Annotated in this window: 25 protein-coding genes; 2 read left to right on the top strand and 23 right to left on the bottom strand. The window is 64.6% G+C overall.

Annotated features, from left to right (window positions below):
* Positions 1–576: 576 nt before the first annotated feature.
* The 11 genes from R4823_RS24990 to R4823_RS24940 all read right to left on the bottom strand — a co-directional run bounded on the left by R4823_RS24990 (position 577) and on the right by R4823_RS24940 (position 7,063).
* The gene (locus tag R4823_RS24990; protein WP_338616502.1) at positions 577–3,327 is read right to left on the bottom strand and encodes a toprim domain-containing protein; all 2,751 of its coding nucleotides are present in this window, start codon (positions 3,325–3,327) and stop codon (positions 577–579) included.
* A 5-nt stretch (positions 3,328–3,332) separates the two neighbouring features.
* A complete protein-coding gene (locus tag R4823_RS24985; RefSeq protein ID WP_338616501.1) occupies positions 3,333–3,680 on the bottom strand; it encodes a hypothetical protein in 348 nt (115 codons plus the stop codon).
* Complete coding sequence (locus tag R4823_RS24980; RefSeq protein ID WP_338616500.1) at positions 3,667–3,990, bottom strand: hypothetical protein; 324 nt, start codon at positions 3,988–3,990, stop codon at positions 3,667–3,669. Before R4823_RS24980 ends, R4823_RS24985 begins: the two co-directional genes overlap by 14 nt.
* Positions 3,991–4,215: 225 nt before the next feature.
* The gene (locus R4823_RS24975) at positions 4,216–4,410 is read right to left on the bottom strand and encodes a hypothetical protein (protein WP_338616498.1); all 195 of its coding nucleotides are present in this window, start codon (positions 4,408–4,410) and stop codon (positions 4,216–4,218) included.
* Positions 4,407–5,036 carry a hypothetical protein gene (locus R4823_RS24970; protein ID WP_338616497.1) on the bottom strand — a complete coding sequence of 210 codons (630 nt, stop codon included), beginning with the start codon at positions 5,034–5,036 and terminating at the stop codon, positions 4,407–4,409. The genes R4823_RS24975 and R4823_RS24970 overlap by 4 nt, the downstream gene beginning before the upstream one ends.
* Before the next feature lie 2 nt (positions 5,037–5,038).
* On the bottom strand, positions 5,039–5,533 hold the full coding sequence (locus R4823_RS24965) for a DUF551 domain-containing protein (RefSeq protein WP_338616496.1): 495 nt from the start codon (positions 5,531–5,533) through the stop codon (positions 5,039–5,041).
* Complete coding sequence (locus tag R4823_RS24960; protein ID WP_338616493.1) at positions 5,533–5,796, bottom strand: hypothetical protein; 264 nt, start codon at positions 5,794–5,796, stop codon at positions 5,533–5,535. Before R4823_RS24960 ends, R4823_RS24965 begins: the two co-directional genes overlap by 1 nt.
* 10 nt (positions 5,797–5,806) lie before the next feature.
* Positions 5,807–5,998 (bottom strand): hypothetical protein, encoded by a 192-nt coding sequence (locus R4823_RS24955; protein WP_338616492.1) that lies wholly within the window; start codon positions 5,996–5,998, stop codon positions 5,807–5,809.
* An 86-nt stretch (positions 5,999–6,084) separates the two neighbouring features.
* Positions 6,085–6,498, bottom strand: a complete 414-nt coding sequence (locus R4823_RS24950; RefSeq protein WP_338616490.1) for a hypothetical protein — start codon at positions 6,496–6,498, stop codon at positions 6,085–6,087.
* A gap of 11 nt (positions 6,499–6,509) precedes the next feature.
* A complete protein-coding gene (locus R4823_RS24945; RefSeq protein WP_338616488.1) occupies positions 6,510–6,776 on the bottom strand; it encodes an ogr/Delta-like zinc finger family protein in 267 nt (88 codons plus the stop codon).
* Positions 6,776–7,063: a DNA-binding protein gene (locus R4823_RS24940; RefSeq protein WP_338616485.1), complete on the bottom strand. Its 288-nt coding sequence runs from the start codon at positions 7,061–7,063 to the stop codon at positions 6,776–6,778. The genes R4823_RS24945 and R4823_RS24940 overlap by 1 nt, the downstream gene beginning before the upstream one ends.
* A gap of 303 nt (positions 7,064–7,366) precedes the next feature.
* Between R4823_RS24940 and R4823_RS24935 the strand changes: the two genes are divergently transcribed.
* Both R4823_RS24935 and R4823_RS24930 read left to right on the top strand, forming a co-directional pair.
* Complete coding sequence (locus tag R4823_RS24935; RefSeq protein ID WP_338616484.1) at positions 7,367–7,711, top strand: helix-turn-helix transcriptional regulator; 345 nt, start codon at positions 7,367–7,369, stop codon at positions 7,709–7,711.
* Positions 7,712–7,846: 135 nt separating this feature from the next.
* The gene (locus R4823_RS24930; RefSeq protein ID WP_338616482.1) at positions 7,847–8,305 is read left to right on the top strand and encodes a hypothetical protein; all 459 of its coding nucleotides are present in this window, start codon (positions 7,847–7,849) and stop codon (positions 8,303–8,305) included.
* A gap of 33 nt (positions 8,306–8,338) precedes the next feature.
* On the opposite strand, the gene R4823_RS24925 is transcribed toward R4823_RS24930, so the two are convergent.
* From R4823_RS24925 to R4823_RS24870, 12 genes are read right to left on the bottom strand one after another with little or no spacing between them, the layout of a single operon-like run.
* The gene (locus R4823_RS24925; RefSeq protein ID WP_338616480.1) at positions 8,339–9,382 is read right to left on the bottom strand and encodes a contractile injection system protein, VgrG/Pvc8 family; all 1,044 of its coding nucleotides are present in this window, start codon (positions 9,380–9,382) and stop codon (positions 8,339–8,341) included.
* Positions 9,375–10,259 carry a phage tail protein gene (locus tag R4823_RS24920; protein WP_338616479.1) on the bottom strand — a complete coding sequence of 295 codons (885 nt, stop codon included), beginning with the start codon at positions 10,257–10,259 and terminating at the stop codon, positions 9,375–9,377. The genes R4823_RS24925 and R4823_RS24920 overlap by 8 nt, the downstream gene beginning before the upstream one ends.
* 10 nt (positions 10,260–10,269) lie before the next feature.
* On the bottom strand, positions 10,270–12,924 hold the full coding sequence (locus tag R4823_RS24915) for a phage tail protein (RefSeq protein WP_338616478.1): 2,655 nt from the start codon (positions 12,922–12,924) through the stop codon (positions 10,270–10,272).
* A 21-nt stretch (positions 12,925–12,945) separates the two neighbouring features.
* Positions 12,946–13,062: a GpE family phage tail protein gene (locus tag R4823_RS24910; RefSeq protein WP_338616476.1), complete on the bottom strand. Its 117-nt coding sequence runs from the start codon at positions 13,060–13,062 to the stop codon at positions 12,946–12,948.
* A gap of 23 nt (positions 13,063–13,085) precedes the next feature.
* Positions 13,086–13,442 carry a phage tail assembly protein gene (locus tag R4823_RS24905; RefSeq protein ID WP_338616475.1) on the bottom strand — a complete coding sequence of 119 codons (357 nt, stop codon included), beginning with the start codon at positions 13,440–13,442 and terminating at the stop codon, positions 13,086–13,088.
* 33 nt (positions 13,443–13,475) lie between these two features.
* Positions 13,476–13,988, bottom strand: a complete 513-nt coding sequence (locus R4823_RS24900; RefSeq protein WP_338616473.1) for a phage major tail tube protein — start codon at positions 13,986–13,988, stop codon at positions 13,476–13,478.
* A 21-nt stretch (positions 13,989–14,009) separates the two neighbouring features.
* Entirely contained in the window at positions 14,010–15,200 is a 1,191-nt protein-coding gene (locus R4823_RS24895) for a phage tail sheath protein (protein ID WP_338616472.1), read from the bottom strand.
* Between the two features lie 14 nt (positions 15,201–15,214).
* Positions 15,215–15,502 (bottom strand): phage tail protein, encoded by a 288-nt coding sequence (locus R4823_RS24890; RefSeq protein ID WP_338616471.1) that lies wholly within the window; start codon positions 15,500–15,502, stop codon positions 15,215–15,217.
* 2 nt (positions 15,503–15,504) lie between these two features.
* Complete coding sequence (locus tag R4823_RS24885; RefSeq protein WP_338616468.1) at positions 15,505–16,914, bottom strand: phage tail protein; 1,410 nt, start codon at positions 16,912–16,914, stop codon at positions 15,505–15,507.
* 8 nt (positions 16,915–16,922) lie between these two features.
* The gene (locus tag R4823_RS24880) at positions 16,923–17,546 is read right to left on the bottom strand and encodes a phage tail protein I (RefSeq protein ID WP_338616466.1); all 624 of its coding nucleotides are present in this window, start codon (positions 17,544–17,546) and stop codon (positions 16,923–16,925) included.
* Positions 17,546–18,457, bottom strand: coding sequence for a baseplate J/gp47 family protein (locus tag R4823_RS24875; RefSeq protein ID WP_338616464.1), 912 nt, complete (start codon positions 18,455–18,457; stop codon positions 17,546–17,548). Before R4823_RS24875 ends, R4823_RS24880 begins: the two co-directional genes overlap by 1 nt.
* Positions 18,457–18,798 carry a GPW/gp25 family protein gene (locus tag R4823_RS24870; RefSeq protein WP_338616462.1) on the bottom strand — a complete coding sequence of 114 codons (342 nt, stop codon included), beginning with the start codon at positions 18,796–18,798 and terminating at the stop codon, positions 18,457–18,459. Before R4823_RS24870 ends, R4823_RS24875 begins: the two co-directional genes overlap by 1 nt.
* Positions 18,799–18,802: the final 4 nt, after the last annotated feature.

Genomic DNA, 18,802 nt, shown 5'->3' with positions numbered 1-18,802 from the left:
AAGAAAAACCAATCCACGAGTTTCCACGAGTCGGCATTTTTCGCCGCGCTGACTCGTGGATTAAAAAATAGGCAGGTCGCTCGACTCGTGGGATTTCGCCCCTGACTCGTGGATGCCCGATCCGGGGCCTTGCCGCCCTGGTCCCTATATCTTTCCCTTTCCTTTTCAATAATTTAGAGAGAGAGAAGTAAAGGAATAGAGGCTCATGCCCGAAAACCGGACTCGTGGAAAAAATAGGGTAACTCGTGGAAATTGCTGGGTAACTCGTGATGGCATTCCTCTCACGAATCAATGACTTAGCGTTCACGACCCGTGAATTCCACGAATCGTATGCAGCGCGTGCCGGTCCCCTGGGCCGTTTGGGGCTTGGCCGACCCCTCTTCCTCAAGGGCAGGCCGTTAACCCCGGCGGTTCTCCTGCGTGGGGGGACCGGGGGGCATGGCATGGCCAGGCGATCAGGGCGCTCCATTTTTCCGACGCGTGCGGCGGCCGGCGCTGGCCAGAGCCAGGCACAAAGGGCGTTCAGGGGCTCCAGGGCGCGCGCCAAGGCGCGGACCGGGGAAGAGAAGGGGGTAATCATGCATTCGTCCTCACGGACACCGTCAGCCCGAATTTGGCCATCCTGGCCAGCGATATCGGGGTGAGGTAGTTGACGCGCTTGCTGAAGATGGTGCGCTCCAGCTCCTTGTCGCCGGCGATCACGCCGGCATGCTGCAGCTGCCGCTTGAACACCCTGTCCGACTTCACGGGCAGGCCGTTCCATTTCTCGCGCAGCGCGCTGGTATGGGCGATGTGGTCCATCACGTGGCCAGTGCGTAGCAGCAGGCATTCCTCGCCGTCGACCATGTCGAAGGTGTACGGGTGCTTGAAGTTGCCGGCGTCGATCTCGGACAGCACGGTCTCCAGGATCCAGACCCAGGGCTCCCGATCGGCGCTGGTCTCGGCGATGTGGGCGTTCATCTCGGTGAGCAGGTCGCGCTCGAAGCCCTCGGCGCCGGCGTCCAGACCGGCGAACTCGCACAGCAGGCGCCAGGCGAGCAGGACGGCGGCGTAGTTGCCCGCCATGCGCATTGCGCCGTCATCGGCGCCGCTCGCGCGGCTGTTGGCCAGGCAGAAGTCGCGGATCTCGCGATAGGCGTCCAGGACCCGCTGCTTGCTCAACTTGGCCAGGAACTCGAGCCATTGGCGCAGCGGAAAGCGCGGCAGGTCATCGGGCATCATCGGTCCCTTCTTGCCGGTGAGCGTGGTCCTCACGATCTTGCCGAGCAGGCTGCGGACCGGGACGTCTTCGCCGGCGAGCATGACCGGCGCGCACAGCAGGTATTCCGTCATGTCGGTGCCGCGGCGGCTGACCGTGTACTGGTAGTTCTCCTGCAACATGGCCACGGCCTTGTCGATCACGTCCTGGCGGCGCGCCGACAATTCCTCCCAGCCGATGGGGTGGCTGGTGTGGCTGATGCTGGTGATCAGCCGGAACTCGGTCTGCAGGCTCTGGCCAGAGAGCATCGTGAAGGCGAGCGACCGCTCGAGCCGCTTGATCAGGGTCGATTTGCCGGCGCCCTTGTCGGCCTGGACGGTCATGTGTGGCCAGAAGCCCAGTATGGCCTTCAGGTGGCCACCAAGGGACCATACGAGGGGTATCGCGGCCGCATTCTGCTTGAAGGTCGCTTGGTACGCGCGGATCACCGTGCGGCCGTCGCTGGGCGGGCCGGAGGGGAACGTGAGGTTGTGGTACGGGCACTGCTTCTCGGCATCGGTGAAGTAGCAGTCCGGCCCCTCGTTCACGATCAGCTTGCCGTCCCGCCAGGCCAGGCCGACGAAGTTCGCGGCGCGGCGCTCGCCAAGGTGAGCCGTGCGCTCGAGGATGTTCACCATGCGTAGGAAGGCACTGCGCTGCCAGATCGGCCCGAACTTGGCCCAGACGTCGGTGTTGTGCAGATGTTCGTCCAGCATCACTTTGCGCTGCAGGGTGGCCCCGTGGCGCGGCGCTTGGACCGACACGGCGAAGAAAACGTTGGGCGCCTGGTCAGGGTCGCCTGTCATGGTCGACGTGGCGCTGGCCACCGTTACGCGGCTGATTGAGGCCACGCGAAAGCCGCACAGGTCGGTGTGGACTGGGGTCTCGACTTTCTCGTCGCCCTCGCCGTTTTCTTCGACTTTGCCGATGTAGGTGGTGAAGTCCGGCTTCATTCGGAATTTCCAGTACTGCGCGAAGTCGTGCGAGGGCAGGAACACGCGAGGGCGGCCGACACGGGTCTTGTCGCCGGGCAGGCCGGGGATGAGCCAGGGGTCCACCTTCTCCAGCGCGATCGCCAGCTCGCGCGCGCCGCGGGCCTGCAGAAAGTCGTTGACGTCGTTGATGGGCTTGTCATCGGCCTTCCAGTCGCTCTGGTCGACCAGGAGCGCGCCGATGTTCGCGGCGGTCAGCCGCTCGTACAGCGCCCAGCCTGCCTCGGGGCCAGGCCGGTGACCAGCGCGCGGTTTGCCGTCCGCGATCGGTGGATCGTTGTCCATGCAGATCACGACCTGCCGTCCGCGCAGGAACGCCAGGTCGAGCTGGGCAACGTTGCTCAGGCCCCGCAGCGCGACCGCGGCGGCGCCGGGGATGTCGCAGGTATCGATCGAGAGAGCGTTGATGGACGATTCGACGATGAAGACGCGGCGTGCTCGCTCGAGGCGGCGCGGGTCGGAGGTCCAGCAATGGCCGAATTTCTCCCCTTGGGTCTGCGTCTTGACGTCGCCGTTGGCGGCCGGATCCAGATAGCGCATGTCGACGGCGACCACCTGGCCGTTGGTCATGTCCCGCACGATGAATGCAGCGGCGGGGCCGCCATACCCGACCTCGCCGGCGTTGACCCGGTTGCTGGTCCAGTCATTGAAGCCGAGGCTACGGGCGCGAAGCGCGATGTCGAGGGCGTCTTGCGAGATGCCGCGTCCGGCCAGGTACTCCCGGACGCGCTCACGCTCGCCGATGCAGCGGTCGGCGATGTATTCGACGGTGGACTTTTCCTTCCGCTCCTGGGGCGCGCTCGTCGGCTCCATGGGAATGCCATAGGCCTCGTGCAGGTAGCGGACGGCTTCGCCGACCGTGCAACCTTGCGCGTACATGACCAGGTCAATGCAGGAGCCGCCCGTGTCCGCGCTGTGGTCGCGCCAGCCCGTTCCCCGCGTTGGATGATCGACGAATATCGACACGGACGGCTTCTTGTCGTCGTGATGGGGCGAGTGATACAGCGCCCTGTCGCCTCCGGGGCCGCGGCGGATGCCGAGCCGGCGCGCCAGGTCGTGGAGGTCGATGCGTGCTTTGAGTTCTTCGAGTGTTGCCATGTGGACTACGGGTGAAATTGACGTGGCCCGTCGAAGCGGGTGGCAAGGTCAGCATCGCGCTGGCCAGACCGGGCGTACCGTTTCATTTCGACGCGAAGCATCTCGACGCCGGCGGGGTGGAGCTGCTGGGCACGCTGGTTCTGGCGCGCCAGAACTTTTCGGGCGTTGATCTGGATGAGCCTGTGCTCTGCGTCCGTCGCTGGGTAAATCTCGCCGTGCAAGATCGGGCCGGTGCAAACGGCCCGATCGAATGCCTCGGTTTCGAGGTAGTAGGCTTGGGCCAGCTGGTACAGCTCCAGTTCGATCGCCGAGGGCGTTGGAAACGCCTGCTGGTAGAGATCAAAGGGCTTCATCGACCTTGTCCTTTGCAGGCCGGCCGTCGTACTCGGCCAGTTGCGCCTCCAATTCCTGGATCCGGCGGCGATGCACGGCGATGACGCATTCCTGGTATCGGATGAATGCGGCCTCGACGCTGCCTTCGGCGAACGAGAGCGGGTAGGTGGCCAGCACCACGTCGAGGAGCAGGGTCTGGATCGCCGCGATGTGTTGTTCGCGGGAATGCATCCTGTACAGGTCGATTCCGACAATCTCGGCAGCGACCATGTGTGTCAGCTCCTGCAGGTGGGTTTTGCCGACGCGGCGGCCGCCCGTGAATATGTGCATACGGGTAATCATTCTTGGTCAGGCCTTTCCCCCGCGCTACGGGCTTTGATGTCCACGTGCGGGGACTCTGGATGGGTGGATAGGCGGCGCGCGATCACTCCTGCGAGGTTGCGTAACCCGATGGCCAGCGCCGGGTTCTCGAGGGCTTCGTCCAGGCTGCCGCGTAGGCGGGCGATGCGGTGGGCGCGCAGGAGCGAGTTGCGATCCGGGTCAGACATGGCGCTCTCAGAATTCCGTCGTCAGTTCGCCGCTGGGCGTGACGCGCATCACGTCGACCTGCAGGTCGTCTTCTCGTAGTGATGCTGCCCAAGCGAGCCCCTCTTGCAGGGTGCCCGCATAGACATCGACCCGTTCAAAGATCGTGCCGGGATCAACCACCACGGCGAAGCGGGCGGCCGGGGGCGCATTTTTGGCCTTCATCGCTCGCCCCTTGGTGACTTGGTGGCCGGTGCCCGAAGCTGCGTCCTGAGAGAGGCGATCAGGCTTGGGATGGGCTCTTTGATCGATGATTCGACGAATACCGTGCCGTCGCGTAGGACACGCGACAGCAATGCAACAATCGTGGGCCCATCGCCGCTGCCAAGGCCAAGAACGGTATGGCCGCGCAGGTCGCCAGCCACCTGCACCGGCACATCGGCCGGGACTCGCGCCGCAAGGCGGCCGATCGCGGCGACGGCACGTTCAATGCCATTGCCCACGCCCACCCCATTCGCGTAGTCAGAATCAACGCTGTCCAACGCGGCCGAGACGGCCAGCCACGCCTCGGTGTGCTCGTCCATGTAGGGCACACGCACCGGGTAGACATCATGGTTGCCGGCTGGGAGACCAGGGGCATAGAGCTTGGCATTGGTCACTTTGCCGGCGGCATCCACGTCGATATTGACGATGGGCCAAACGGCATCGTCCGGGTTCGAATCCTCGTTGGGCGGCTCGATGACATCGAGCGGCACGCTATGCCAGGCCGGCTCGCCGATGGCGAATTGCGCGGGGCCGAACGACACACCGTAGCGGCCGTCGTCGTGTTGGTAGAGTCTGATGGTCCTCATGATCAGCACCCCCGCATGCCGAAGGGCACAGCCGCCCAATGCGTTACGGACGTCAGGACGACCGCCGAGGATTCATGCCAGAAGCCCGTTTCGTCGTCGTACCAGCCAAGCGCAACCGGCTCTTCGTCCGGATGGGCGGTGGACACCATGACCATCGTGTCGCTGTCGGGCATGGCGAGGTCTACACCGATCCACTCGATTGCCTCCCATTGGGGGGCGAACGGCACGCCGGGCGTGGCCGGAACTGCCGCGGCATTCGGACGGGGGAGCGGGGTGAGCTGCCGCTCTGTCATCGCGCGTTCCATAGCGGCATGGAGCTGCTCGGCTGAGAGGGCCATGCGGCGGCCGGCCTCTTTGTCGCCGGCGACGTGCGTAAACGGGCTGTAGCCGCTCTCGACGTGGCAGCGAAGCGCGCCATTCAAGAAGAACTCGAGCGCGAGCAATGCTTCATCGGAAAAGTACGCCTCGATGCGGGCGAGTTGGGGAATGGCGGGCATCAGTGGGTCCTCGATGTGGCCGGTTGGGCCTGGGCTTCATGCGCCGTCCAGGCGCTTCGGACCAGGTCGTCGATGCGGGCGGCCGCAGCGGTGGTGCCGAGCAGGCGGGCGGATAGGGAGTGCACGGCCAAAATGCAACCGGCGCTCAAGGCGTAGGCCGCCTGTCGGCCAGCGGGAGAGAGATGGCGCCGGCCGATGTCCAGGGCGTCTTCCAGTTGCTGTGCCAACGCAGTGGCAATGGCTTCCTCGGAAAGTGGGGGCATGGCTGCTCCTTCAGCGTGGCGCGAAGCCGACACGGGCCAGGGCGGTACGCAGCCGTTCGCCGGCGTCGACCATGAGGTAGGCCTCGTCCTTGTCGACGCTGTTGGAGGCGTAGTCTGAGAAGCCGGCGCGCTTCAGGAACTGGGCGTAGGCCAGGGCTTGCTCTTCGGTCAGCGTGACGCTGATAGTGATTTCGTCGGGCATATCGGCTCCTTCGGGGTGTGCGAATCCCTGCCGGCGAGCGCGCCGGCATTGGGACTTCGATCTGGGAAAGGGGAAAAGGTGTGCGGCTACTGCGCGGGCAGGATGCCGGCAGCGCTCGCGGCGCGGGCGCTGGGTAGCGGCATGGCCGCCAACTCGGGGGTGCGGACCAGACGCATCAGTTGCGCGACGGTGAATACGCGGGTCCGGCCGGAATCCGGGTCGCGGACGAAGATCGCAAAGCTCGTGGTCGCGCCGAGGTCTACGTATTCGCGCCGTCCGCGGGACTCGTACTCGGCGAGAGCTTGCGCCGTCGTCAGCTCGGCCGTGTCGATGCTGACGTCGAACGCCTGCTGCAGGTGGGCAACGGTTCGGTCAACGAGGAGCCGGCGATCGGGAGCCAGATGTTCGGCTTGGTGGCGGGCGATGAATACCAGTGCGCTGGTGTGAATGTCATCGCCGCGACGGTCGCGATCACGCAGGTACTGAACGGAAGCTGTCATGGTTGGCTCCTTCATGGTTTGGCGGGTTCGTCCTCGAGGAGCAGCAGGAGCTGCTCGCGACGGACATGGGGGGACAGCGGCAGGTGGACGTCAGCCGCAGGAATGCTGGACACGGTTAGGGTCCGGACCACTTCCAGGTTTGCGACGTACGTATGGCCGCACAGTTCATTGGTGCAGCGGTAAGTGACCTCGCGCAGGGTCTTGCTCATCTCGCGGCTGCTGATCGCGATCGAGCGCTCCTGGCAATGGGGGCATCGGATCGTGACGCGGAACGACATCAGCAGCCCCCTTCCCGGCCGCACTCGCCCAGGCCCTGCCGAGCGCAGGCGCAGAACATGCCGACTTCGCCCAACGTGGAGACGGCGTCCAGGTACTTGGCCGTGACCAGCACGAAGCCGACCGCGGCAACCAGGGCGTCAAGCTTGTCGATCACGATGCCCTGGCCGCCGCTGAGAAAGCGGCTGACCTGGGAATCGTCCCAGCCGACGCGCTTCTGCACTTCCATGCGACCGGGGCCGGTCAAGGCCGAGCGCAGCGCCTGTTCGATGCGAACCGGGCTTCTCATCTCATTTCCTCGCAACACGCCCTGCGTGCCGTTGCGGGCGGGCTTCCGTAAGCTCTCGCTCATAGGCTTCCAGGCCTTTGAGAAACATGAGACGGATGAAAGAGGAGCGCGACCGGACCTCGGAAGAGGCGTACTGGTCGGCCTTGGCGACTTCTTCAGGGGATAGCCTGATGGCGAGCGGGTGCGCCGGCTTGCCACGCGGGGAGCGCGTTTGAAGCGTAGTCATAAGATATGATTTGTATTCGTAACAGTGTGAAGTAACTTTAGTGCGCGTTTGCGCACTTGTCAAGAATTTATGCGCGAATGAGCACAATTGGGGAGCGGCTCCGTAAGGAGCGCGAGCGGCTAGAACTGACGCAAGAGGCCTTCGCCGAATATGGCGGGGTGAAGAAGCGTGCGCAGATAACGTACGAACAGGACGCGCGTAGCCCGGACGCCGGCTACTTGGCGGGGCTCGCATCAATCGGTGTGGACGTTCTCTATGTCATCACTGGGGTAAGGACTCCACCAGGCGCGGCGGGTATGCAACCCGACGAGTCAGCCTTGTTGGATAACTATCGCAACGCATCCGAAGACGGCCGCTCGGCCGCCCGCCGGGTACTTGATGCGCTCGCGGAATCAGAAGTCGGGAAGAGGAAAGCCAGCTAACGATGACCTGTGGATCCTCGTAGCTACAGGCAGCGCCATCACGCTGCTGGCGCTTAGAGGCTTGTGGTGGAAGCGCAGCGCATGGAATGCGGTGAATAGCTTGGTGCACGCTGGAATGTTGATCGTGGGGGCACGATGATCGAGTTCATCTACAAGAACGCCGAAGGCGTCGAAAGCACGCGGGTCTATGAACGATGGGAAGAGGTCGGGTATTACTTAAAGTGCTACGAGGAGAGCGGCGCGGTCAGAACATTCCGCAAGGACCGCGTGGTCCAGTACCTGAACGGGATTGAAGCGCAGTTGGTGGAGCCCTCGCCACCACCACCTCCCCGCCCACAATCTGATCGTGCTCGTGAAGACCGGCCGCAGATCGTCTTCACGGGCTTCGCCCAGGCGATACGCGATCAGCTCGAACATCTCGCCGACGCTGGTGGTCTCGATGTGCGTAAATCGGTAACGCAGGGATTGATGTTCTTGTGTGGCGGGCCAAATGCCGGACCGAAAAAATTGGAGAAGGCAATGGCGCAGCGGGTGTACATCCTTGACGAAGCTCAGTTCCAGGCGTTGCTTGAGACGGGAGAGCTTCCAGCCTGACCGCTTTTATGGCGTGAAGGTCAGCGAGAAGCATCAGCTATCGTCGTCGATCGGACGTAACGCCTGGCCACCATCAGCGCCAGCAACCTCGCATTCGATCTCGGTCGTGAAGCCCCCTTGCGTCAACTCGTGGCGCAGCCGCACGACGATCCAGTCCGTGGCATCGATGTCTGCCTTGAAGCCCTGCACCGTGACGGGCGACTGCGGCAGGATGTCGGCGCGGCCATAGGCGAGCGTGCAGCTGAACGTCGCGGCGCCGCGCTGGATGCGCTGCCATTCGGCCGTGGCAGCGGCCAGGGCGTCCTGGCGGTTCGCAAACGTGGTCCGCAGGCGCTTGGCGCCGCCGGACAGGCCGACCAGCACACCCCTGCGATTCGATCGCTTGGGATCGTGCCAGTAAGCCCGCACGCCCGTGTAGGCATCGCGACTGGCCGTGTGGTAACGGTGGGCGTCGCCGTCGCGGCGCATGAGCGTGACGCGGGACAGATCGACGCCGGCGGCGGTTTTCGATTCGCTGGCCGGCAGGAACAACAGCGTACCGTTCTTGATGGTGGCCACGGCGTCATATTGCCGCCCTAGGCGGCGCAGGAAATTCGCGTCGCTTTCGCTGGTCTGGTCGACGTGGTCGACGGTGCGCGTGTTCAGCGCGGGCGCGATGCGGGCCTGCAGCCCGTGCTCCCTGGCGATCGTGCCGACGATATCGCCGACGCGCCGCTGGTGCCAGCTGCGATCCTTCAGACCGCGCAACTCGGCGATCAGGTCTGCTGCCCGCGCGCGCAGCGTGATCACGTCCGGCGCGCCATGGTGTTCGGCTTCGTCGACGGTGAAGGAACCCTTGGCAACGATGCCGGCCGGCACGCCCTTGGCCGGCGAGATCTCCCATCCCAGGAAAACGGAGATCTCCGCGCCGCGCCGCGGGATCGCCAGCAGGCCGTCGCTGTCGTCGAGGGTCAGATCGAGCTGGTCGCTCTCCTCGCCGCGGCAGTCTGTCAGGGTCAGGCTGACCAGGCGCGACCGGATTTTGCTCGTGATGTCTCGGCCGTCGATCGTCACTTTGAAAGCAGGCACGCTATCCATTGCCCAGATCCTGCAGCGCCGCCGCGGTGGCATACGCGCCGTTCTCGAGATCGATGGCGGTGTTCACGAAAGTGGTTACCGATGCGGTCGTGATCTCGGGCAGGGCCGTGAGCAGCTTGCTGGCGCCGGCGGCGGCGTCCTGCACGTTCGACAGCGCCGTTGACAGTGTGCTGATGGACGCGCGGACATTGCCCGCCCGGATTTGCTCCATCGCTCTGGCCAGGCCGTTGACCGAGCGCCTGACGGACTGCAATTGGTCGACCACCGCGGTGGCCGTCGACAGTTGGGCCTGCACGGCGCCGAGCATGCCCATTGCCGAACCGGCCACGTCGCCTACGGTCCCGATCAACCCCGCGACCTGCCCGACCTTCTCCAGCGCGGTCGGGAAGTCGGCGGCCAACGCTTTGCCCACGCTGCCGACGCTGTCCGCGACGCCGCTGGCCTCGCTGGCCGCAGTGGCTACCGACGCCGCCGCGCCGGCAGCCGCTGGGACTGGAATGTCATCGTCGGTGCGCTCCAGGTTCAGGTTGAATTCGATGCGGCGGGGCGTGCCGTCCCGATAGTGCAACGTGCCAGTTTCTGCAATGCCCGTGATGGCGAACGCGCCGTAGACAGCCCCGGTGCCGTCGACCAGCACGTAGTTGCCACCCTCGTTTGCCAGCTCGCGCAGGCGGTCGATCGACGCGCGATCGCCAGCCAGCTCCGGCGCGATCCAGCCGCTGATCGTGATGGTGTCGTCGCCGGCGCCGGTGAACTGGTGCCCGCTGCGGGTGCCGACCCGGGATACAGACGGGTGGCGCCAGGTGGCCTGGCGCTGCAGCTGCTGAAACGGCAAGGTCGACATGGAGAACGTGAACTGGTCGAGGCACATGAGCATGGCAGCGGCCCTAATTGTCGTAGTCGGTCAATGTGCTGCGCGTTCGCGCGCGCGCCGCGGCCTCGCGGCGGTCTAGCTCGGCGGCCACGGCCCGCGCGAGCGCCTGCTCGTTCATGCCTGGCGTGCCGTTCACGTGGATCTCGTAGTGGTTGCCGCCGATCGGCGCGGCGACCGCCTGGCCGCCGGAGGCCAGCGGCGGGCGGGAATCGAATGCCAGCGCCGGCGCGGCTACGATGCTGCCTCCGATTGCAGCCGCCGCGGCCAGGCGCTGGCTCGTGCGCTGGAGCTGCTGCAGGGGCTCGCGCTCGCCGCGGTCCAGGCCCACGGCCAGGCCCCGCATGGTGAACTCGCCCAGCGCCGCGAATACCCGCGACGGGCTACGAATGCCGAGCTTTTCCTTGAACAACCCCACCAAGGTCTCACCCGCGCCCACGATGGCATCACGGGCCAGAGATATCCCGTTGGTAATCCCATTCGCCAGGCCGCGCATAATGGCCGTGCCTGCCCCGGTAAGCGTAGCTGGTAGGTCCAGCCCAAACCACCGCAACACGCCCGCGAACGCTTGGTAGAACAGCCCCAGCGGCGACCAGTTCACGATCAGCGCGGTGATGCTCCCGATGCCGCCGTCGAACGCCTGGCGAATCTCGGTCCAGACGCCCTGGACATACGCCTTAATGGGCTCCCAATGCTGGTAGATCAGCGTCGCGGCCAGGACAATCAGGCCGATGACGCGACCGATGGGAGTCATGAGCAGCGCACGGCCGAGGAAAACCACAGCCGTGCGCACGACGCCAAGGGCCGTTCCCACGCCGCCCAGCGCCGCGGACAGGATGCCGCCGCCGGCGCCGGCGAGCGCCATGGCGTGTCGCAGCACGATGAAACTCATGGCCATGGGCGCCAGGACCAGCATGGCGCCGCCGAGGGCGACCAGCGTGGCGGCCAGGACGGCGAGCGAGGTGACCAGCAGCTGCGCGGCGCGCGGGTTCGCCTGCATCCAGGCGGTGAACTGCTGCATTTTCTCGGTTGCGAACGTGACCGCGGCGGTGTACGCCGGCATGATCGCCCTGCCGAGCTCGCGGAACAGGTCCGCCCGCTTCTTGACCGCTTCCAGCTCCTGACCGGCCAGCGCGCCGCGGGCCTTGGCCTCGATCTCCCCGATGCCATCGGCGCCGGCGTTCAGGCGGGCGTTCTTGTGGATCTGGTCGCGCTGCAGGACCATCTGGCCGAACAGATTGGAGGCCGTCCGGTTCGTGATGATGCTGCCAATGGCATCGAGGATCTGCTGCTGATCGGTGATGCCCTTCTTAGCCAGCTGCGGCAGCAAGACGGTCTCCACCCATTCGAACTGATTGCGGCGGAACACGTCGGCGCCGAGCAGCGCGCCGGGGTTCAGGAACGAGATCTGCCCGGCTTTGTCGTGTTGAACCTTCCCGGAGTCGGCGATCAATCCGAGGGACTCGAGTTGCCGTGCTGCCCGCTTCGTGGTGCGGCCCTGGTAAAGGTTCTGGTAAGCCGACATCATGGCCGTGCCGACCCGGAAACCGCCCATCTCCTGTACCAAGGGTTCGAGCTGGTAATAGAACGCCTGGTCGCTGATGCCCTTGGCGGCGATGCCGCCGGTTTTGATCACGTTGAGCCATTCCTCGGGGCCGACACGGCCGCCAGTGGCGGTCAGGACACGTTGGACGATGTCGGCCTGGCTGGCAAACGCGTCGGGGCTCTGCAGGCCGCCGCGCAGTTCGATAACGCGCAGCATGTCGAGGAACTTCTTTTCGTTGTCCGCCGCCTGGTCGGCGCCGAACAGCGCTTCGTTGGCGAATTTCATCCTAGCCAAGGTTGGGGTGACCATTTCGGCGTGGTGAACGTCGGCAAATACCGTCATGGCATCGCGCATCAACCCCATGTTGTCGACCACGCTGGTGCCGTAGGTTTTCAACGTGGTGGCGAATCGAACGGCCTCCCGCGTCTGCTGCTCACCCAGACCGATAGCCGCGATGCGGAACTGCTCGCTTTGATCGTGGCGAGCCTCGGCGAGAGGATCACGAAGGCGGCCCAGCAGCGCCATGCCGCTGCCGGTCATAATTGCGCCGGTCACTGCCGCGGTCCGCGCGCGCCCCATCGCGGTGTCATACCTGGCGCGGGCAGCTTGGGCGGCCTTGTATTTGTCGGCGAGTTCTGCCAGCTTGACCTTCTGAGCCTGAATCTGGTCCGTAGTGGCCTTCAGGCTGTCACGGACCCGCTTCTCGCTGCTGTCGAGCTTGAAGGTGCTCAGGCCCACCCCCACCATCTGATCTCGCAACTGGCGCAGCTTTGCGGCCTGTTCAGATGCCTTCAGGTTGAATTTCTCGGAAGAGGCCACCGCCTTTTCCAGTTCAGCACGCTGTGCCTTGGTCGGGGCGACGGCAGCTTGTTGGGCGGCGGTCAACCTGCGAACGGCTTCCCTGCTGGCGTTGCGTTCCTGGCGGAGTTGCTTGAGTGCGTCGAGCTGCTTGCGGAACTGACCGATCAGCGCCTGCTGTTTTTCCAGTTCACGCATCTGCTCGCGCAGCTTGCGCGTGGCCTGTGCGGCTTCTTTGCTGGCCGCGGAGATGCGGCGCATCGGAGCCGTGGCCTTGTCAAGAGTGCTGAGAATGACCTGCAGCTTCAGGGTTGCCGAGTCGGCCATGTCGTCGGGTCCGGGGAGGGATCAAGAGTCGGGCTGGTGGCGCACACGAGCGCGCTCGCGCCACGCCATCAGTTCGCCGAGGCCCATGGGCTCCATTGCTGCTGGTATCCAGTGAAAGACCAGCGCGATATCTGCCATGGCGTTCTCGACAAACTCGCAGATCAGGGGAGCGTGTCCAGCTGTGCTTGCACCGCTGCCTTCTCCGACTTCGACATCAAAAAACTGGCCACCTCGATGCCGAAGGCCATCAGATCCGGTGCGCCCAGCGCCGCGGCCTCGTGCGCCAGCAGCGGGGGAACCGTAATGCGGGGCAGCAGCTTGACCAGCGCATCGGCGTTGAGCTGGGCCAGCTCGACCAGGCTGATGCCCTTGAGCTGCCCAGCAGTGGGCCGTACCAGTTCGACACTCTTGATCGTCGTCTTGCCCCGAACGACGGGAGTGTCGAGAGTGATGCTCGGCTTGGCCGGCGGCGGCTCCAAGGTATCGACTTGCGGGTCGTTGGGAGGGGTAGAGCTCATTGTTCAGGTCCTCGGAAAAGTGGAAGCGGTGGCTTAGGCCAGCCCGATCGCTTTGCGGATGCCAGCATTGCGGTCGACGCCGCCGGCCTTGTCGACGGCGTTGATCATGTCGATCTCGATGATGTCTTCGCCGTCGATCGTGAGCTTGTAGTAGCTGCAGGTCGTCGTGTACTTGTGGGCGGTCCCGTCGCCGGCCTTGGCCGTGCCCAGGTCGATCTCAGCGTGGCGGCCGCGCACGACGACTTCCACGGCCCTGACCGCGCCGTCGTCGTCGTCCTGGTACGCGCCAGCAAACCGCAACGTTGCACCGCCGTGGGTGGTCAGCCCCCATTGCTTGAGGGCAGTGTCGAGCAGGCCGCCGGCAGTCCATTCCACGGTGAGCTTCTCGACGCCCAGGTCTGCATCGACCTCGCCGAGCATGCCGCCGCCGCGCCACGGCTCCAGCTTGCGGGAAAGCTTGGGCAGGACGACGCTCTCGACCTCACCCATGTAGCTCTGGCCGTCGTTGTACAGGTTGAAATTCTTCAGCTTCGATGGCATTCCCATTTGGGTCTCCAGTCGTGTGGGTTAGGAGGCGAGCGCCGTGGCGAACTGCGCCAGGTAGCTGTCGGTGATCTTTTGGTAGAACTGGAGATCTTCCAGCGGGGGAACGGGGGTGTAGTCGTAGTCGAGGATCAGGCGGCCCGCTGCCAGTTCGGCCGTGGCATTCCTCTCCGGGTCGAACCAGGCCGTGCCGTCGATGATGTAGCCGCCGGTCTTCAAGTCCTTGAACTTGCCATTGATGCGCGCGAGCATGTCCTTTACCAGCGAGGGATGCAGCGGCTTGTCCATGAACTCGAAGTGCGCCTCGGCCATCGTGTCGGCGAGAACCTGGGCCGTGCGGGTGTAGTTCTCGAAGGGGAACAGCCCGCCTTGCGCCTGAGTCGTGCGGTTGCCCCAGAAGCGAAAGCCGCTACGGCGGATCAGTGTGGTGACTTCCAGGCTGTTCAAATAGCCCGCGTCGCTCGAGGGATTCTGCAGGTCGAAAAACACCGGATCGGTAATGCCGCTGACGCCATTGACGACGACATTGGAGAGCGTTTTGTGCCAGCCCACCTGTTCATCGATCTTGGCTCGCAGACCCAGGGCGCGGGCAACGGCCGGCGCGCGGACTGCCGCGTTGGCGGTCGTGTCCCAGCCGAGGAAGTCGGGCCAGATCAGCATCAGTTCCCGCGCGCTGAATCCCTCGCGGTAGCCTGTGGCTTCTTCCTTGGTGACAGCATACGCGTCGTCCTCTCCGCGGCACGAAGCATACGCAAAGCCGCGCAGGTCCTGGGCAAGCGACACCATGGCGGTCGTGACGGCTTCAGTGTCCAGGCCGGGAGCGCCGAGGATGCGGGGCTTGACGCCCACGGCGCTCTCCGCCGCCAACAGCGCCTTCAGGCCGGTGTATTTGCCCGCGGCGGTGACCGTGCCGATGGTGTTCGATGCGGTTTCGGCCGGCGTCTCGCCCTCGGGCACGCGCACGACCACCGTCATGCACTGCGCCTGGTCCGCGATCCCCTGTAGCGCCGGCGCCAGGGTGCCGGTATCGCCGGCTTTGCCCACCTTGCCCTGCGGGTTCGTGAGCAGCACGGGGGTGTTCTCGGGGAACACGGTCGCATCGGCATCCTCGCCGGTGCAGACCATGCCAATGATGGCCGTGGCAACGGTTCGGATGGCGCTGGCGCCATCGGTGGCTTCGACGACGCGGACGCCGTGATGGTAAGAAGTGGGCATGGGCAGCTCCAGGGTTAGGGTTTGTCGTTCAGCAGAGCTTCGACGTCGGGGTTTGCGGAAAGGAACGCCTTGAGTTTGTCCAGCGGCGATTCCGCTATGGATGCTGTCGGTCGGGTTACCAGCTCCCAGGCCGCGCCGTTCCACCGCGGCCATTTGTCTCCGGGCCATGACTCCGGCGGCGGCGTTTCCACGGCGCCGCCGGGGATATGGAAGTGGCCGGGCTCCTCGGGCGACTCGTCCGCGTCCGTTTCGCAGAGGAACAGGCCGGAGACGACGGTCTGGTAAACAATCTTGGTCGTCATGATCAGTAGGCAATGCATGCGAGTTGGGCAACGTTGCGCGGGTATATGTCGCCGCCGATATCGATCTGGATGGATGTGCCAAGATCTCCAGCGGCACCACCGGCAATGGCCATGGTTTGGGTGTTCTGGCTGTCGCCAGTGATTCGCTGCCCGGTCAGCGTTTCTCCGGATCCCGCCCAGCTCCTGCGGGTGAAATAGGCGTCGTCACCCGCATCTCCTCCGGTGATAGAAAGGAACCGGCCGAATCCATGGAAGTGCTCTTTGGTTCGAGCTAACTGCAACGTGCCGAGCACGCGGCCGATATCGATGCCTCGACCATCGTCCAACCCGCGGATGAACTCGCCGCGAAGATCCGGCAGGTTGAAAGTGTTGAACCCATCGCCCGCGCCGTATCGCGTGCCGATGGCAGCGAACAGGTCGGCGTAGACGGTCCTGCTCACCGCTGCGCCGTTCGCCTTCAAGCTGCGCGCTGGAGCGGTGCTCCGTGCGGTGTAGAAGATGTCGCCAGGCTGCCTGCCACGGCTGTTGACTTCGGCTTTGCTGTAAACGTCCAGGTTGGCACGAGCCAAGGCCTTGTCGGGCACGTCAGCCAGGTTCTGGGCCTTCGCCAGCGGATCGGTGAGCGCGCCGGCCGGTTCATTCTGAACGGCTGTCAACTTGGAGCCCGCGGGATATGCGGCGCCAAGCGACAAGCGCGAGGGAAGAACGGGATCCGGCGTCCATTCATCATTGCGCAGCCGTTCGCCATCGACATAGAGGGCGAGCCCCTGGACGGTGGTCAAGTTGAGGTTGACCGTCGTTTGGCTGGCGGCCAGCGTTTGGTTTTCCTCGATCGTGTTGGACACGACATTGACGTCGGTCGGATCGGCCCACTCGATATCGCCGTCCGCATTGGACCGCTTGCGCGCCACTTGCCCTGTGGTGCCACCTGGCAGAAGAAGCGCTGCAGTGATGGTGTTCAGGGCCCAAGTGCGCGAGGCTACCGCCACGTTCGGATCGACGAAGAGGCTGACGACGCTGTCGTTGGTAGCCTGGTAGAGCATGCTGAAGACGAAATCAGCGATCGCGCCTTCACTGACGTTCGGCTTGTACATGACCGGCGTGTTGCACACTCCGACCATACCGCCGTGCTCGTCGTGCATCCCGGCCGTACGGATAACGAATGCAGGCTCCTCCGCTGGGATCGTGCATTCAACGACGTAGACGGAAGGATTGTCCGGTAGCTGGTAGATCCTGCTGACGGGACGCCGCAGGCGCTCGCCAATAATGTTCACCTGGCCACGGTCCAGCGTGACGTCGTTGCCATTTCCGTCGCCGATGGATATTTCGGTCAGAGTGATTGGGCTACCGCTGGTGGCCGCAGCGGCCTGGCGTTGCAGGCCGTAGGTGGTGGAAATCGTCTTGTATGCCATGTCGATGTCTAGCCGTCCACAAGTTGGGCGCCGTCGTCGTCTACCAAAGGCGAGCCGTCGTCATCGATGAGGGTGAAGGTCACGTCATGCAGATCGTCTAGTCCCGTGATCGTGAGGTCGCAGCCGATTCTGGGAACCATCGCCAGCGAGCAGCTCTGCATGGACCGCCCGCGGGGCTCGAGTTCACTAAGGTGTGATCGCAAGTTCTTGGCAGCATCCACGACGCGGATCAGGCGGCGTAGATCGGCTCGGGAGTACCCCACCTGGTCTGCGGTGACGATCAAGCGGTAGGTGTATGGCGCCGCCGCCGGGATTTGGTTGAACCACTCCTGTAGCTGCACATCGAATCCGAGGGCATCGAGCGCGGCCTGCACAGCAGCGACGGTGCCCTTGCGGCGGTGTACCGATACTGAGCCCGTAATGACCGCGCGCTTCTGCGCATCCGTTGTCGCCAGGTCCCACTCGACGTCGACGCTGAAGGCCCAGGCGAGCCAAGGCAGGAATGCCGCAGGTGCCGTAGCGGGGTTGCCGATCTCCCGAATACGGACAGGGAGATCGTCCAGCCGGGCCGTAGAAGCCGCGAGCGCGGCCTCCAGTTCGGTCGCGTTGTCGGGGAGCAAGCTCTCAACCATCAAAGCACCCCGCTCTCGTCGTCGGGCGCCTTCGAGATTGCCGTGCCAGTGCAATAAGCTGCCTGGCCGTCGAACAGTGCGATATCGGTGGCCGGCGCGATCAGGTTGACGGATTTCACGCCTGGCCGGTGCAGCGCCTGGAACAGGCCCGAGCGGCTCACCCCGACGCCCATCTTGTGCATCTTGGCGGCATAGGCGTCGGTGGCTACTTGCGCAGCGGCCAGAACCACAACGGGGTCCGGACCCTCGAACAGCTCCAGCTCGGCTTCGATCAGGTACTCGACGATCGAGGCGGACAGCACGAATACCTGGTCCGTTATCGGCCGCACATGTTGCACGTTGAGCGCTGCCCGGACCGCCGTCAACAGTTGCTCATCGGCCGTGCCGTTGCCCACGGTGGAAAGAACATAGACGGTCACGACGCCCGGTGTGGGGCTGACAGCTGACGCATCTTTCACATGGCCCGATGCCGATCGAGCGTGAAAAATATAGGAGCCCTCGCTGCCCGCTGTGGAATAGCCCTCGAGCGACAGCGGAATGCGCTGGCGCAGGTTGTCGTCGGTCTCGTACACGGCCGGCGTGGGCGGATAGGTGCTGTTGTCCGCCGGGGTGACAACCAACCTGGAGACGTCGTAGTTCGCCCCGATCTGGTCCAGGTCGCCCTTTTGCGCGAACGCCACCATCGTGCCGCGCGCGGCGTCGTTGATGCGCTGGCGCAGCAGCATCTCGCGGTACGCGAGCACTTCCAGAACCTTGTAGGCCGGGTCGCTCTCGACCACGGCGCTGAAGGCGGGATAGCGCTGGAGCAGCTCAGTCTTGCAGTCTGCAAGGACGGCCTCGTAGTCCAGCGATTCGATGATGTCTGGCGCCGGCAGCGCGGATAGATCCACGGTCGTGAAGGAGCCGGCCATTACGCGGTACCTCCCAACGCAACGGCCCACGAGACCGTACGGACGGTTCCGTCATCGATCGTGCCGTCGATCTGCAGGACGCCTTTGCCGTCCGCGGTCAGGCTGACCAGCGATACCGCCCTGAGCTTGATACGGGGCTCCCAGCGCATGAGCCCATCGGCGATGGCGGCGTAGAGGCGAACCAATGTATCCGGTGTGCCAGGTTGGTCGACAATGCCCGGAACCTGCGAGCCATACGGGCGTCGCATGAGCCGGGTCCCGATCGCCGTTTGTATGATGTCGGTCACCGACTGTTTGACGTGGTCGGCGCCGGACAGCTCGCGGCCGGTGTTGCGATCCATTCCG

It is taken from the genome of Pigmentiphaga sp. CHJ604, assembly GCF_036972535.1.
In the GTDB taxonomy this organism is placed as follows: Bacteria; Pseudomonadota; Gammaproteobacteria; order Burkholderiales; family Burkholderiaceae_B; genus Pigmentiphaga; species Pigmentiphaga daeguensis.
This window is presented reverse-complemented; position numbering and strand designations above follow the sequence as displayed.